The 14754-nt window shown below is 60.7% G+C and carries 11 protein-coding genes and 1 tRNA gene; 9 read left to right on the top strand and 3 right to left on the bottom strand.

Going from position 1 to position 14754, the window contains the following annotated elements; all coding sequences use genetic code 11:
* Nucleotides 1-5 precede the first annotated feature (5 nt).
* From mutL to AC07N4_RS19640, 9 genes are all read left to right on the top strand, one after another.
* On the top strand, nt 6-1907 hold the full coding sequence (mutL, locus tag AC07N4_RS19680; protein WP_493065933.1) for a DNA mismatch repair endonuclease MutL: 1902 nt from the start codon (nt 6-8) through the stop codon (nt 1905-1907).
* Complete coding sequence (gene miaA, locus AC07N4_RS19675; RefSeq protein ID WP_493065932.1) at nt 1907-2878, top strand: tRNA (adenosine(37)-N6)-dimethylallyltransferase MiaA; 972 nt, start codon at nt 1907-1909, stop codon at nt 2876-2878. Before mutL ends, miaA begins: the two co-directional genes overlap by 1 nt.
* Nucleotides 2879-2971: 93 nt before the next feature.
* Nucleotides 2972-3232, top strand: coding sequence for an RNA chaperone Hfq (hfq, locus tag AC07N4_RS19670; RefSeq protein WP_007902656.1), 261 nt, complete (start codon nt 2972-2974; stop codon nt 3230-3232).
* Between the two features lie 12 nt (nt 3233-3244).
* A complete protein-coding gene (gene hflX / locus AC07N4_RS19665) occupies nt 3245-4546 on the top strand; it encodes a ribosome rescue GTPase HflX (RefSeq protein WP_096819817.1) in 1302 nt (433 codons plus the stop codon).
* 96 nt (nt 4547-4642) lie between these two features.
* Nucleotides 4643-5812, top strand: coding sequence for an FtsH protease activity modulator HflK (gene hflK / locus AC07N4_RS19660; protein WP_085685164.1), 1170 nt, complete (start codon nt 4643-4645; stop codon nt 5810-5812).
* Complete coding sequence (hflC, locus tag AC07N4_RS19655) at nt 5812-6681, top strand: protease modulator HflC (RefSeq protein WP_007950723.1); 870 nt, start codon at nt 5812-5814, stop codon at nt 6679-6681. Before hflK ends, hflC begins: the two co-directional genes overlap by 1 nt.
* 313 nt (nt 6682-6994) lie before the next feature.
* Nucleotides 6995-8182, top strand: coding sequence for an ATP phosphoribosyltransferase regulatory subunit (locus tag AC07N4_RS19650; protein WP_085746509.1), 1188 nt, complete (start codon nt 6995-6997; stop codon nt 8180-8182).
* Nucleotides 8183-8236: 54 nt separating this feature from the next.
* Nucleotides 8237-9526, top strand: coding sequence for an adenylosuccinate synthase (locus AC07N4_RS19645; RefSeq protein WP_085711159.1), 1290 nt, complete (start codon nt 8237-8239; stop codon nt 9524-9526).
* Nucleotides 9527-9666: 140 nt separating this feature from the next.
* Nucleotides 9667-11601: a methyl-accepting chemotaxis protein gene (locus AC07N4_RS19640; RefSeq protein ID WP_096819816.1), complete on the top strand. Its 1935-nt coding sequence runs from the start codon at nt 9667-9669 to the stop codon at nt 11599-11601.
* 43 nt (nt 11602-11644) lie between these two features.
* Here AC07N4_RS19640 and AC07N4_RS19635 read toward each other — a convergent pair whose 3' ends face one another.
* From AC07N4_RS19635 to AC07N4_RS19625, 3 genes are all read right to left on the bottom strand, one after another.
* A complete protein-coding gene (locus AC07N4_RS19635; RefSeq protein ID WP_096819815.1) occupies nt 11645-13210 on the bottom strand; it encodes an ABC transporter permease in 1566 nt (521 codons plus the stop codon).
* The gene (locus AC07N4_RS19630) at nt 13210-14220 is read right to left on the bottom strand and encodes an iron ABC transporter substrate-binding protein (protein WP_096819814.1); all 1011 of its coding nucleotides are present in this window, start codon (nt 14218-14220) and stop codon (nt 13210-13212) included. Before AC07N4_RS19630 ends, AC07N4_RS19635 begins: the two co-directional genes overlap by 1 nt.
* 192 nt (nt 14221-14412) lie before the next feature.
* A tRNA-Leu gene (locus AC07N4_RS19625) sits at nt 14413-14499 on the bottom strand.
* Nucleotides 14500-14754: the final 255 nt, after the last annotated feature.

The following is a 14754-nucleotide window of genomic DNA, read 5'->3' as shown; positions in this document are numbered from 1 at the left end:
ATCAGGTGTTGAACGCTGCCCGCATTGAACTGCTCAGCCCACGGCTGGCGAACCAGATCGCCGCTGGCGAGGTGGTTGAGCGCCCGGCCTCGGTGATCAAGGAATTGCTGGAAAACAGCCTCGACTCCGGCGCCAAGCGCATCGACGTCGATGTCGAGCAGGGCGGCGTCAAGCTGCTGCGGGTGCGTGACGATGGCAGCGGCATTTCTGCCGATGACCTGCCGTTGGCGCTGGCCCGTCACGCCACCAGCAAGATCCGCAACCTTGAAGACCTCGAACAGGTGATGAGCCTGGGTTTCCGGGGCGAGGCACTGGCGTCGATCAGCTCCGTGGCGCGCCTGACCCTGACGTCGCGTACCCGCGATGCCGATCAGGCCTGGCAGGTCGAGACCGAAGGTCGCGACATGGCACCCCGCGTGCAGCCGGCGGCGCATCCGGTCGGCACCTCGGTGGAAGTCCGTGACCTGTTCTTCAACACCCCGGCACGGCGCAAATTCCTCAAGACCGAAAAAACCGAATTCGATCATCTGCAAGAAGTGATCAAGCGCCTGGCGCTGGCGCGTTTCGACGTGGCCTTCCATCTGCGCCATAACGGCAAGACCATCCTCAGCCTGCACGAGGCTCACGATGACGCGGCCCGCGCCCGGCGTGTGGCGGCGATCTGCGGTTCGGGCTTCCTTGAACAGGCCTTGCCGATCGAGATCGAGCGCAATGGCTTGCATCTGTGGGGTTGGGTCGGTCTGCCGACGTTCAACCGCAGTCAGGCGGACTTGCAGTATTTCTTCGTCAACGGCCGTGCGGTGCGCGACAAACTGGTGGCCCACGCGGTGCGTCAGGCTTATCGCGATGTGCTGTTCAACGGTCGGCATCCGACGTTCGCGCTGTTTTTCGAGGTCGATCCGGCAGCGGTCGACGTCAACGTGCACCCGACCAAACACGAAGTGCGCTTCCGTGACGGGCGCATGGTGCATGACTTCCTGTATGGCACCTTGCACCGTGCCCTCGGCGATGTGCGACCGGAAGATCAGCTTGCCGGTTCGGTCACTACCGCAATCGTGCGGCCAACCGGCCTCGAAGCCGGTGAGTTTGGCCCGCAGGGTGAAATGCGTCTGGCCGCCAATGCGCTGCTGGAGCAGCCGCAGGCACAACCGACTTTCAATACCTCGTCGGGCGCCAGCACTGGTGGCGCTTATCAGTATCAATACACGCCGCGTCCGCAATCTGCGGTGCCGCCGGCCGCTGAAGCTCAGGCTGCGTACCGCGAGTTTTTCGCGCCGCTGCCCGAGGCGAATGCCAATGCGCTACCGGCCGGTCAGGAAGACATTCCGCCACTTGGCTATGCGCTGGCGCAGCTCAAGGGCATCTATATTCTGTCCGAGAACGCCCAGGGCCTGGTTTTGGTGGACATGCACGCCGCTCACGAGCGGATCATGTATGAGCGCCTGAAGATCGCCATGGCCAGCGAAGGCCTGAGCGGTCAGCCGTTGCTGGTGCCGGAGTCGCTGGCGGTCAGTCAGCGCGAGGCCGATTGCGCCGAAGAGCATGCGGCGTGGTTCCAGCGTCTCGGGTTCGAATTGCAGCGTCTGGGCCCGGAAACCCTGGCGATCCGCCAGATTCCGGCCCTGCTCAAACAGGCCGAGGCCAACCGTCTGGTGGGCGACGTACTGTCGGACTTGATGGAATACGGCACCAGTGACCGGATCCAGGCGCACCTGAATGAACTGCTCGGCACCATGGCCTGCCACGGCGCGATCCGCGCCAACCGCCGCCTGGCCTTGCCGGAAATGAACGGTCTGCTGCGCGACATGGAAAACACCGAGCGCAGCGGTCAATGCAACCATGGCCGACCGACCTGGACCCAATTGGGCCTGGACGATCTGGACAAACTGTTTCTGCGCGGTCGTTGATGAGCCAGCTTCCTCCAGCGATTTTCCTGATGGGCCCGACCGCTGCGGGCAAGACCGACCTGGCCATCGAGCTGACCAAGGTGCTGCCGTGCGAGTTGATCAGCGTCGATTCGGCGCTGGTCTATCGCGGCATGGACATCGGCACGGCCAAACCGTCCAAAGAACTGCTCGCCGAACATCCTCATCGGCTGATCGACATTCTCGACCCGGCCGAGAGCTATTCGGCGGCCGATTTCCGCCGCGATGCCCTGCAAGCCATGGCCGAAATCACCGCACGCGGAAAAATTCCGCTGCTGGTAGGCGGCACGATGCTCTATTACAAGGCTTTGGTCGACGGTCTGGCGGATATGCCGGCGGCGGATCCCGAGGTTCGTGCGCAGATCGAGGAAGAGGCTGCACGCCTTGGCTGGCAAGCCTTGCACGATCAGTTGGCAGTGATCGACCCGGAATCGGCAGCGCGTATTCACCCGAATGATCCTCAGCGCCTGAGTCGTGCGCTGGAAGTCTATCGGGTCAGCGGTCAGAGCATGACTGAACTGCGGCTGAAACAATCTGAACAAAGTACCCAAGCTGCGGCATCGGGACTGCAACAATTGCCCTATACTGTCGCGAACTTGGCCATTGCTCCGGCAAATCGTCAGGTACTGCACGACCGCATTAAACAAAGATTCACAAATATGCTGGAACAGGGATTCATCGACGAGGTCGTAGCCCTGCGTAATAGAAGTGACCTGCATGCCGGGTTGCCGTCTATACGTGCGGTAGGCTATCGCCAAGTCTGGGATTACCTGGATGGCAAGCTGACGTCGGCCGAAATGCAGGAGCGGGGCATCATTGCCACGCGCCAATTGGCCAAACGCCAGTTTACCTGGCTGCGCAGCTGGGACGATTTACACTGGCTCGACAGTCTGGATTGCGACAATCTGCCACGCGCCTTGAAATACCTTGGGACCATCTCCATATTGAGCTGAGTCCTTGCAATTGCCGTCTATCCTTGGGGGTGTGGCGGCAAAAGCCATCTGATTACCTATTTTTTATATTGAATCCTTAAAGGAGTGCGGCACATGTCAAAAGGGCATTCGCTACAAGACCCTTACTTGAATACTTTACGTAAAGAGAAAGTTGGGGTTTCCATCTACCTGGTCAACGGTATCAAACTGCAAGGCACGATCGAGTCGTTCGACCAGTTCGTTATCCTGCTGAAGAACACCGTCAGCCAGATGGTTTACAAACACGCTATCTCTACAGTCGTGCCGGTTCGTCCAATTCGTCTGCCAAGCGCAACCGAATCCGAAGCAGGTGACGCTGAGCCAGGTAACGCCTGATAGGAGTCTCCTTTGTTCTTTGAGCGCCACGGTGGTGGTGAGCGAGTGATCCTCGTTCACTTGGATGGACAGGACCCTGAGGCGCGCGAAGATCCGCAGGAGTTTCAGGAGTTGGCAAATTCGGCCGGCGCCGAGACCGTTGCGTTTTTTAACGTGCCGCGTCATCGGCCAACGGCCAAATTCCTGATTGGCAGCGGCAAGGTCGAGGAGCTGCGCGACCTGGTCCACGCCGAAGAAGCCGATCTGGTGATCTTCAATCACGTCCTCACGCCCAGTCAGGAACGTAACCTCGAACGTGTTTTCGAGTGTCGCGTGATCGACCGTACCGGTCTGATTCTCGATATTTTCGCCCAGCGCGCCCGCACCCATGAAGGCAAGCTCCAGGTCGAACTGGCCCAGCTTGACCACATGAGCACCCGGCTGGTTCGCGGCTGGACTCACCTTGAGCGTCAGGGTGGCGGTATCGGCATGCGCGGTCCGGGTGAAACCCAGCTCGAAACCGACCGGCGACTGCTGCGGGTTCGCCTGCGCCAGATCAAGGGGCGGCTGGAAAAAGTGCGCAGCCAGCGCGAACAGTCGCGTCGCGGCCGCTCGCGTGCGGATATCCCAACCGTGTCTCTGGTGGGCTATACCAACGCCGGCAAATCCACGCTCTTCAATAACGTGACGAAATCCGACGTGTACGCGGCGGACCAGTTGTTCGCCACGCTGGACCCGACCCTGCGCCGTCTGGAACTGGACGACCTGGGGCCGATTGTCCTGGCCGACACCGTGGGTTTCATTCGTCATTTGCCGCACAAGCTGGTCGAGGCATTTCGGTCTACGCTCGAAGAGTCGAGCAATTCCGACCTGCTGTTGCACGTGATCGATGCGGCCGAACCGGATCGCATGTTGCAGATCGAGCAGGTGATGGTGGTGCTGGGCGAGATTGGTGCCCAGGACTTGCCGATCCTCGAGGTCTATAACAAACTCGATTTGCTTGAAGGCGTTGAGCCACAAATCCAGCGCGACGAAAATGGCAGGCCTCAACGGGTCTGGCTGTCGGCGCGGGATGGCACTGGTCTGGAATTGCTTGAGCAAGCCATTGCCGAATTGCTGGGCAGTGATTTGTTTGTCGGAACCTTGCGTTTGCCCCAGCGGTTTGCGCGTCTGCGTGCACAGTTCTTCGAGCTGGGCGCGGTACAGAAAGAAGAATACGACGAAGAAGGTGTCAGCTTGCTGGCCATTCGATTGCCGCGCTCGGAGCTCAATCGACTGGTCAGTCGTGAAGGCGTTGTGCCGACGGAGTTCATCGAGCAACACACTTTGCAATAAAAGCCTGAAAAAGCGGTTGTGCCGCAACGGCAGGCATTCTGTAGCATTGGTCGGCGCGCCGTGGGTGCGTCTTTGCTTTATCAGATGGAGAGCGCTATGGCTTGGAATGAGCCGGGTGGCAACTCGAACAATCAGGATCCTTGGGGTGGCAAGCGCCGCAATAACGGCGACCGCAAGGGACCACCAGATCTCGACGAGGCCTTCCGAAAGCTGCAGGAAAGCCTGAACGGGTTGTTCGGTGGTGGTAAGAAACGGGGTGACGATGGCGGTGGTTCGGGCAAGAGTGGCGGCTTCGGCGGCCTGCTCGGCATCGGCCTCGTCGTGCTGGCGGCCGTGTGGCTGTACAGCGCGGTGTACGTGGTGGACGAGCAGGAGCAAGCCGTGGTGCTGCGCTTCGGCAAGTACTACGAGACCGTCGGCCCGGGCCTGAACATCTATTTCCCGCCGATCGACAAGAAGTACATGGAAAACGTCACGCGTGAGCGTGCCTACACCAAGCAGGGCCAGATGCTGACCGAAGACGAGAACATCGTCGAAGTGCCGCTGACCGTGCAGTACAAGATCAGCAACCTGCAGGACTTCGTGCTGAACGTCGACCAGCCGGAAATCAGCCTGCAACATGCGACCGACAGTGCGCTGCGCCATGTGGTGGGTTCCACCGCGATGGACCAGGTGCTGACCGAAGGTCGTGAGCTGATGGCCAGCGAGATCAAGGAGCGTCTGCAACGTTTCCTCGATACCTATCGCACCGGTATCACCGTCACCCAGGTCAACGTACAGAGCGCAGCCGCACCGCGTGAAGTGCAGGAAGCCTTCGATGACGTGATCCGCGCCCGTGAAGACGAGCAGCGTTCGCGCAACCAGGCTGAAACCTACGCCAACGGCGTGGTGCCGGAAGCCCGTGGTCAGGCCCAGCGCATCCTCGAAGATGCCAACGGCTACCGCGACGAAACGGTCTCGCGCGCCAAGGGTGAGGCAGATCGCTTCACCAAGCTGGTTGCCGAGTATCGCAAGGCGCCCGAGGTCACGCGTCAGCGTCTGTACCTGGACACCATGCAGGAAGTCTTCAGCAGCACCAGCAAGGTACTCGTGACCGGCAACAAGAACGGCCAGAGCAACCTGCTTTACCTGCCGCTGGACAAAATGATTCAGAACAGTTCGGGCAGCAATGCACCGGTCACCGGCTCGGCTGCCGCCAGCAACAACACGGACGTCACGCCGCATGTCACTGACCTGCCGCAGTCGCGCACAAGGGAGACCCGCTGATGAGCAATAAATCGCTGATCGCCCTGATCGTTGGCGTTGTTGTGGTACTGGTTGGCTGGAACTGCTTCTACATCGTGGCTCAGACCGAGCGTGCGGTGTTGCTGCAGTTCGGTCGTGTGGTTCAGGCCGATGTTCAGCCTGGTCTGCATGTGAAGGTGCCTTACGTTAACCAGGTGCGTAAATTCGACGCACGTCTGATGACGCTGGATGCACCGACACAACGCTTCCTGACGCTGGAAAAGAAAGCCGTGATGGTCGATGCCTACGCCAAGTGGCGCGTGAAGGATGCCGAGCGCTTCTACACCGCGACTTCCGGCCTCAAGCAGATCGCCGACGAGCGTCTGTCCCGTCGTCTGGAATCGGGCCTGCGTGACCAGTTCGGTAAACGTACCCTGCACGAAGTGGTGTCCGGTGAGCGCGATGCGCTGATGGCCGATATCACGGCGTCATTGAACAAGATGGCGGAAAAAGAGCTGGGTATCGAAGTGGTCGATGTCCGGGTCAAGGCCATCGATCTGCCGAAAGAAGTGAACCGCAGTGTGTTCGAACGTATGAGCACCGAGCGTGAGCGTGAAGCTCGCGAGCACCGCGCCAAGGGTAACGAGCTGGCCGAAGGCATCCGTGCCGACGCCGATCGTCAACGCCGCGTGTTGCTGGCTGAAGCCTATCGTGAATCCGAAGAGATTCGCGGTGACGGTGACGCCCAGGCTGCTGCGATCTACTCCAAGGCCTACGGCCAGGATCAGGAGTTCTACGGTTTCTACCGTAGCCTGCGTGCCTACCGTGAAAGCTTCGCGAACAAATCCGACGTCTTGGTCCTCGACCCAAGCAGCGACTTCTTCCGTTACCTGGAAAAGTCCAAGCCTTGATACGACGTTGACCTGAATCATTCCGCCCGGCGGCTAAAACCTCGGGCGGGGTGATCCTTTGGGAAAACGTGTGTATGATGCGGCAGCCGGGAAATTCCCGGCTTTTTTGCGTCTGCACGTTTGATTGCTGTTTTTGTTGCAGAAGATCGGGTTGAATGACCCGACAGTTTTTCGAGGAAAGTGATGGGCGAAGCCGGTAACAGGCCTTTCGCCGCGTCGTTCATGCGCGTGCGTTTTGAACGGGCCGGTCATTTTCTGCTTCACTCAAGGCTCGCCCTCGGGCTGGCCGCCCGGATCTAAGGGGAATGGCGTAATGGCAACGGTAGACCGCTGGCTGCTGCCAGATGGCATCGAAGAAGTACTGCCACCGGAAGCGGCGCGCATTGAAGTCGCGCGTCGTCAGGTGTTGGATCTGTTCCAGAGCTGGGGTTACGAGTTTGTCGTGACTCCCCATATCGAGTACCTGGAATCCCTGCTGACCGGCGCGGGCCAGGACCTGGATCTGCGTACCTTCAAGGTCATCGACCCGCAATCGGGCCGGCAGATGGGGTTCCGTGCCGACATCACGCCGCAAGTGGCGCGCATCGATGCGCACACCCTGCGTCGCGAAGGCCCGAGCCGTCTGTGCTACGCCGGCAGCGTGCTGCATGCCCAGCCGCGTGCCTTGTCGTCCTCGCGCAGCCCGATCCAGTTGGGCGCCGAGTTGTACGGCGATGCGAGCCCGAGCAGCGACGTTGAAGTCATCAGCCTGATGCTGGCCATGCTGCAACTGGCCGATGTGCCGGATGTGCACATGGACCTGGGGCATGTCGGCATCTACCGCGGTCTGGCCCAGGCGGCCGGTCTGTCGGGTGAGGTCGAGCAGCAGTTGTTCGATGCGTTGCAACGCAAGGCTATCGACGAGGTCATTACCTTGACCGAAGGCCTGCCGGCCGATCTGTCCGGCATGCTGCGTGCGCTGGTCGACCTGTGCGGCGGCCGTGAAGTATTGAGCGCTGCCCGTGAGCGTCTGGCCAATGCGCCGGCGCCGGTACTGGCCGCGCTGGAAGATTTGCTGGCGATCGCCGAGCGGCTGTCGGCGCGCTTCCCGGAGCTGCCGCTGTACTTCGATCTGGGCGAGCTGCGCGGTTACCACTACCACACCGGTGTGGTGTTCGCGGTGTTCGTGCCGGGTGTTGGCCAGTCCATCGCTCAGGGCGGTCGTTACGACGACATCGGCGCCGACTTCGGTCGCGCCCGTCCGGCCACCGGCTTTTCCACCGATTTGAAAACCCTGGTGACCCTGGGGCGTGCTGAGATCGAGCTACCGTCTGGCGGTATCTGGATGCCTGACAGTACGGATGCGGCACTCTGGCAGCAGGTTTGCCAGTTGCGCAGTGAGGGTCAGCGTGTCGTTCAGGCGTTGCCTGGACAACCTTTGGCCGCCGCCCGTGATGCGGACTGCGACCGGCAATTGATCCAGCAGAACGGGCTTTGGCAAGTATCGCCACTGGCTTCTTGAGTTTTCCTGCCGGCCACCGCCGGCACCAAGTTTGCGCGAATGAGGACAAGTGTTATGGGTAAGAATGTCGTAGTCCTGGGCACCCAATGGGGTGATGAGGGCAAAGGCAAGATCGTTGATCTGCTGACCGAACATGCTGCCGCCGTAGTGCGCTACCAAGGTGGCCACAACGCTGGCCACACGCTGGTGATCGACGGTGAAAAAACCGTCCTGCACCTGATCCCGTCGGGCGTGCTGCGCGAAGGCGTGCAGTGCCTGATCGGCAACGGCGTGGTGGTTGCACCCGACGCCCTGCTGCGCGAGATCACCAAGCTGGAAGAGAAAGGCGTACCGGTGCGCGAGCGCCTGCGTATCAGCCCGTCCTGCCCGCTGATCCTGTCCTTCCACGTGGCGCTGGACCAGGCCCGTGAAAAGGCCCGTGGCGAGCTGAAGATCGGCACCACCGGTCGCGGCATCGGCCCGGCGTACGAAGACAAGGTTGCACGTCGTGGCCTGCGTGTTGGCGACCTGCTCAACATGCCGCGCTTTGAAGACAAGCTGCGTGAACTGGTGGACTACCACAACTTCATGCTGGTCGGTTACTACAAAGAGCCTGCCATCGAGTTCGAAAAGACCCTGGCCGAGTGCAAGGAATACGCCGAGCTGCTCAAGCCGCTGATGCTGGACGTGACTGCCGAGCTGCACGACCTGCGTCGCGCCGGCAAAGACATCATGTTCGAAGGCGCCCAGGGTTCGTTGCTCGACATCGACCACGGTACCTACCCGTACGTGACCAGCTCCAACACCACCGCTGGTGGCGTGGCGACCGGTTCGGGCGTTGGCCCGATGTTCCTGGACTACATCCTGGGCATCACCAAGGCTTACACCACTCGCGTAGGTTCGGGTCCATTCCCGACTGAGCTGTTCGACGAAGTGGGCGCACACCTGGCCAAGCAAGGTCACGAGTTCGGTGCTACCACCGGCCGTGCCCGTCGTTGCGGCTGGTTCGACGCCGTTATCCTGCGTCGCGCTATCGATGTGAACAGCATCTCGGGCATCTGCCTGACCAAGCTGGACGTACTCGACGGCCTGGAAACCATCAACATCTGCACCGGCTACAAAGACGCGCAAGGCAACGCTGTTGCGCCGACTGACGCTGACAGCTACGTGGGCCTGCAGCCTGTGTACGAAGAAGTGCCGGGCTGGACCGAATCGACCGTGGGTGCTAAGACCCTGGAAGAGCTGCCGGCCAACGCTCGTGCCTACATCAAACGCGTTGAAGAGTTGATCGGCGCGCCGATCGACATTATTTCGACGGGCCCGGACCGCAACGAAACCATCGTTCTGCGTCATCCGTTCGCTTGATAAGTCGTTGATGTAAAAACACAAAGGCCCCTTCATCGGGGCCTTTGTCGTTTATGCCTGTTGGACGGCATGACCTTTGCTGTGAATCTGTCTACAAGAGTGCCATCAAATTAATGGCGTCAGAAGTAGAGGGATTCACAGTGTCGGCCGTTCTCTCACTGTTACAAAGCCGTTTGTTGCGGCCCGTATTCGTTACCCTTGGTATCGCCCTTTTGGTGCAAGTGTTGGTGGCCGTCGCCCTGACGCGGAGCACCGTCACCGCGCTGGAAGCCGATCTCGGTGCTCGCCTGGGCGTCGACAGCCAGAAGCTGTCCGGTGAGCTGGAGCAGGCCGGGCGGGAAGTCACGTCGAGCCTCGATACGCTATCCACCAATACTCGTCAGCGGCTGACTGCCGGCCTGTCCTCGCGTCTGAAGGACGAGCAGGCACAACTGCGTGCGACCCTGGAAAAAGACCTGAAGGACTCGGCCAACGACATGGCCCAGTTGCTCGCGTCCGTAGCGCCTCGCGCCATGTGGGACAGCGACGTGCCGACCCTGTCCGAATTCGCCCGCCGAGCCCAGCGCAATCCCAACGTGCTGTTCGTGGTTTATGACGACGCCACCGGCCAGCATCTGACCCGCTATCTCAACCGCGAAAACCCGATCAACAAGGCCCTTCTGGAAAAAGGCCAGGGTGAGCGGGCGCTGGATAAAGTGCTGGATGCGGCGAAGAACGATCCCTCGGTCTATTACCTCGAAGCGTCCATCAATCCCAACGGAGTCGAAATCGGCAAGGTGCTGATGGGCGTCTCGACGGCCTCGGTGGATGCTGATCTGGCGGCGCTCGATCAACGCTTCTCGGCGCTGATCGCCAGCAGCGATCAACTGGTCGGCGACAGCCTCAAGGGCGCGGCCGCCGACAGCGCCACGGCCATGCGCGCGCGCCTGCAATCGGCGCAGTCCACCGCTGCCGAGATGAAAGCCAACACCACCAGCACCGTACAGGACGCCGCCGCGACGCTGCGCTGGCGCATCGGCATGGGTCTGGCGCTGGTTGGTGCCGGCGTGCTGTTGCTGCTGGCCGTGGTACTTGGTCACCGTGTGGTCAACCGCTTGAAGATGCTCAACGCCGCCATGGATGATCTCGCGGCGGGTGAGGGCGATCTGACCAAGCGTGTGCAGATCAACAGCAAAGACGAAATCGGCGACATGGCTTCGGCGGTCAACCGCTTTGTGGATAAGTTGCAACCAATCGTGCGCGAGGCCGGGGATGTGGCTCAGCGTACCGGTGTGGAAATCGGCGCGATGACGTTGCGCAATGCCGGTGCCGACGCGGCGGCCGGGATGCAGCGTGATGAAGTCGCCGAAAGTCTGCGGGCACTGTCGCAAATGGCCGATGAGGCGCAGTCGGAAAGCCATGCGATGCAGGCGGCGCTGAAGCAGGTGGTGGATATTCGTCAGGCTACCGACGAGAACACCCGCACGTCGGCCAAGGTCGGCAGCCTGATCGAGGCGCTGGCAGGGCAGGTTGATACCGGCGCGAAAGTCATCGAGCGCCTGGCGCAGCAAAGTGAGCAGATCGAAGTGGTGTTGACCGTGATTCACGGCATCGCCGAGCAGACCAACCTGCTGGCGCTCAACGCCGCCATCGAAGCGGCCAGGGCTGGTGAAACGGGGCGAGGGTTTGCGGTGGTGGCGGATGAAGTCCGTGCGCTGGCGAGCAAGACCCAAAGCTCCACTGGCGACATCCAGGCGCACATCGTGGCCTTGCAGCAGGGCGCTCGTGAGGCGGTTGAGGCGATCGGGCAGGCCGGGCGCCAGGCCAGCGAAGGTTTGCTGGTGCTGCGTGACAGCGCGCGACTGCAGCAGTCGGTGCAGGCGTCGGTCGAGCAGGTGCATGCGGCGATTGGCCTGGCGACTCAGGCCGCGGCGCATCAGGCGCAAGGCGCGCAGGCTGTGCGTGGGCGCGTCGAGACGATTCATGCCCAGGCCGAGAAAGCCGCTCAGGCGGTGGTCGAAACAACGGCCAGCGGCAAGGTGTTGGACGGGCTGGCGGCGCAGCTCAAGGCCAGTCTGGGTCAGTTCCGGGCTTGATATATTGCGGGCAAAAAAAATCGCAGCTTCGGCTGCGATTTTTTTATCGGCTCAAATACATCCGGGTTGTCAGCAGGTAGACGGGCAAGCCCGACACCACAATCAACAACGCTGCATAAGGCGCTGCCGCGGCAAATTCGACGTTCGCGGTGTGTGCCCAGACTTCGGTCGCCAAGGTGTTGAGCCCGGTCGGACTCAGCAGTAGCGTCGCCGTCAGTTCCTTCATGGCATCCAGAAACACCAGCGCAAACGCCGCGCCCAGTGCCGGGAAGATGATCGGTAAAGTCACGCGGCAAAACGCGGTGAACGAAGACGCGCCCAGTGTGCGGGCGGCCTCTTCCAGTTGTGGTGCTGCCTTGTTCAGCGCCGTGCGGATCGGCGCTTGAGCCAGTGGCAGAAACAGCAGCGCATAAGCGATCAGCAACAGCGCGGAAGTCTGGTACAGCGCCGGCACATAATGCAGGGCGAAATACACCAGTGTCAGGGCGATCACCAGCCCCGGCAGCGCGTGCAGCAGATAAGGCAGGCGCTCGGCCCAGATCGCCAATTGGCCTTTGTAACGTACGACCAGCAACCCGACCGGCACCGCCAGCACCAGACACAATCCTGCGCCACCCAGAGACAGCGCCAATGAAGACAGCAAAGCTTCAGTGATCGCTGCAACCGGAAACGCCGCTGACGATCCCACGGCGAGCCAGTACGCCAGCATCCCCAGTGGAATCCCGCTGCCGACAATCGCCAGCATCAGGCAGTACAGCTGACCCGCAGCGGCCCACGGTCCCAATTGCACTTGCTCGGCGCGACGCGCAGCCCCTTGGCCGGTACGCACATGACGGCCCTTGCCGCGCACTCGCAGTTCCAGCCACAACAGCATCAAACACAACGCCAGTAGCACCGCTGACAGCATCGCCGCGTTGGCATTGCTGAATTCCAGTTCGAATTGCTGATAGATCGCGGTGGTGAAGGTTTGCAGGCCAATGATCGACAGTGCGCCGAATTCCACCAACATGTGCAGCGCAATCAATAATGAGCCCGCCAGCAAAGACGGCCAGAGCAGCGGCAGGGTGACGCGGAAAAACACGCCCCAGCGATTCTGCCCCAGCGTTCGGGCGGACTCTTCAAGGGACGGATCGAGATTGCGCAGCGTGGCTGCCACCGGCAGGAAGATCAGCGGGTATTTAGACAGGCTCATCACCAGAATCGCCCCGCCGAGCCCTTCGAACTGCGCGCTGAGTGAAACCCAGGTAAAGCTGCTGACGAAGGCCGGCACCGCGAACGGCAAGCATAGAATCACGCCCCACAGGCGCCGGCCCGGCAGATTGCTGCGCTCCAGCAGCCAGGCCAACGACAGGCCGATCACGCCACAAGTTACGGTTACGCCAACCATCAGCGCTAGCGTGTTGCGCAGCAGGCCGAACACGTAGGGGCGCCACAGCAAGTGCAGCGCTTCGCTCCAGCCGGCCTGCCAGGCTTTGAGCCCGACGTAGGCCAGCGGCAGCAGACTCATGACCACCAGCAGCAACACCGGCAGCACCAGCCAGATCGATGGCCGCTTGCGGCGTGGCACGTAACCCCCGCGAGCGGCGGAAGCGGATAACGATGCGGTCATCAGTTCAGGCCAACTTCGCGTTCCAGGTCCAGCGCTTCTTCGGCATTGCCCAGGTCGGCGGGCGTGACGTCCGGCGCTTCCAGTTCACTGAAAGGCTTGAGGCCGCGATCCGACTCCATGCCTTTGTGCAGCGGATACTCGGCAGTCGTCTGGGTGATCACACGCTGGCCTTCTTCGCTGGCCATGTACGCGAGGAATTGCTGGGCTTCTTTTGGATGCTTGCTGGATTTCAGCACGGCTGCGCTGGAGACGGTAATCAAACCGCCCACATCGCCGCCGGTGAAGTAATGCAGTTTGGAGTCGAGCTTGCCTTTCTCCCGTTGCAGGGCGAACCAGTAGTAGTTGTTCACCAGTACGGTGGCGACTTCGCCGTTTTCCACAGCCTTGAGGGCGACCATGTTGTTGCTGTAGGTCTTGCCGAAGGCGCGCAGGCCGGTCAGCCATTCTTCGGCGGCTTCGCGACCGTGCTTTTTGATGATGGCGACGGCCTGTTCCTGAAACGCGCCGCTGGTGGGCACGAAACCGACCTTGCCTTGCCATTGTGGGTCGGCGAAATCCAGGACCGATTTCGGCAGGTCTTTTTCATCGACCAGTTTCGGGTTGAAGGCCACCACGCGAACCCGGGCGGTGACCCCAATCCAGGTGCCGTTGCCGGCGACGTATTCTTTTGGCAGAACAGCCAGGGTTGCATCGTCGGCCTTGGCCAGCAGGCCTTGTTCGCCGAGGTTGTTCAGCGGTGGGGATTCTTCGGTGTAGATGACGTCGGCGGGGGAGCGGTCGCCTTCTTCGATGATCTGGCTGGCGAGCTGGTTGCTGCTGCCCTTGCGTACATTGACGTGAATGCCGGTCTTGGCTTCGAAGGCTTTGGCGATCGCATCGCCGACTTCCTTGTGTTGACCGTTGTAGAGCGTCAGGGAAACCGCGTCGGCAGCCTGGGTGAGGGGAGTGGCGAGTGCCAGGCCGAGCAGGGTGAAGGTCAAGCCGCGGCGCAGGGTATTTCGAAACATCATTCGCAGGGTTCCTCACTGTCGCATTGCAAAAACTTGCAACAATGATAAACGATATCGTTTCTCAAATGCTCCTTGCGGGGAGAGGGTGTGTCTGGTAGGCGCTGTGTCTCGGGCTTTTCCAAACCCCGGAAACGCAAAAACCCGCTTTCGCGGGTTTTTGTGAGATTCAAGATCGTGACCTTGAATTTGAATTGGTGCCCAGAAGAAGACTCGAACTTCCACGACCGTAAGGTCACCAGCACCTGAAGCTGGCGTGTCTACCAATTTCACCATCTGGGCTTCATCTTCAGCGTTGCCGCTGTTGATGTGGCGCACTATACGGAGCGTCTTTTGATCTGTAAACCCCTGATTTGATTTTAATAAATCAGTTTTAAGAAAATGACGGCTTAGAATGCAAAAAACCCGCTTTCGCGGGTTTTTGTGTGAGTCTTGAAACTGATCTAGTCTCAAACTCGAAATTGGTGCCCAGAAGAAGACTCGAACTTCCACGACCGTAAGGTCACCAGCACCTGAAGCTGGCGTGTCTACCAATTT

It is taken from the genome of Pseudomonas sp. GW821-FHT09E04 (assembly GCF_059416185.1).
Note: the sequence above shows the minus strand (reverse complement) of the source record. Positions and strands in the feature narration are given on the sequence as shown.

Bases quoted from the DNA above. Each gene is read 5' to 3' on its own strand.
- hflC (WP_007950723.1), top strand. From the start codon at position 5,812: ATGAGCAATAAATCGCTGATCGCCCTGATCGTTGGCGTTGTTGTGGTA.
- hfq (WP_007902656.1), top strand. From the start codon at position 2,972: ATGTCAAAAGGGCATTCGCTACAAGACCCTTACTTGAATACTTTACGT.
- hflK (WP_085685164.1), top strand. From the start codon at position 4,643: ATGGCTTGGAATGAGCCGGGTGGCAACTCGAACAATCAGGATCCTTGG.
- AC07N4_RS19650 (WP_085746509.1), top strand. From the start codon at position 6,995: ATGGCAACGGTAGACCGCTGGCTGCTGCCAGATGGCATCGAAGAAGTA.
- AC07N4_RS19635 (WP_096819815.1), bottom strand. From the start codon at position 13,210: ATGACCGCATCGTTATCCGCTTCCGCCGCTCGCGGGGGTTACGTGCCA.
- miaA (WP_493065932.1), top strand. From the start codon at position 1,907: ATGAGCCAGCTTCCTCCAGCGATTTTCCTGATGGGCCCGACCGCTGCG.
- AC07N4_RS19645 (WP_085711159.1), top strand. From the start codon at position 8,237: ATGGGTAAGAATGTCGTAGTCCTGGGCACCCAATGGGGTGATGAGGGC.
- AC07N4_RS19630 (WP_096819814.1), bottom strand. From the start codon at position 14,220: ATGATGTTTCGAAATACCCTGCGCCGCGGCTTGACCTTCACCCTGCTC.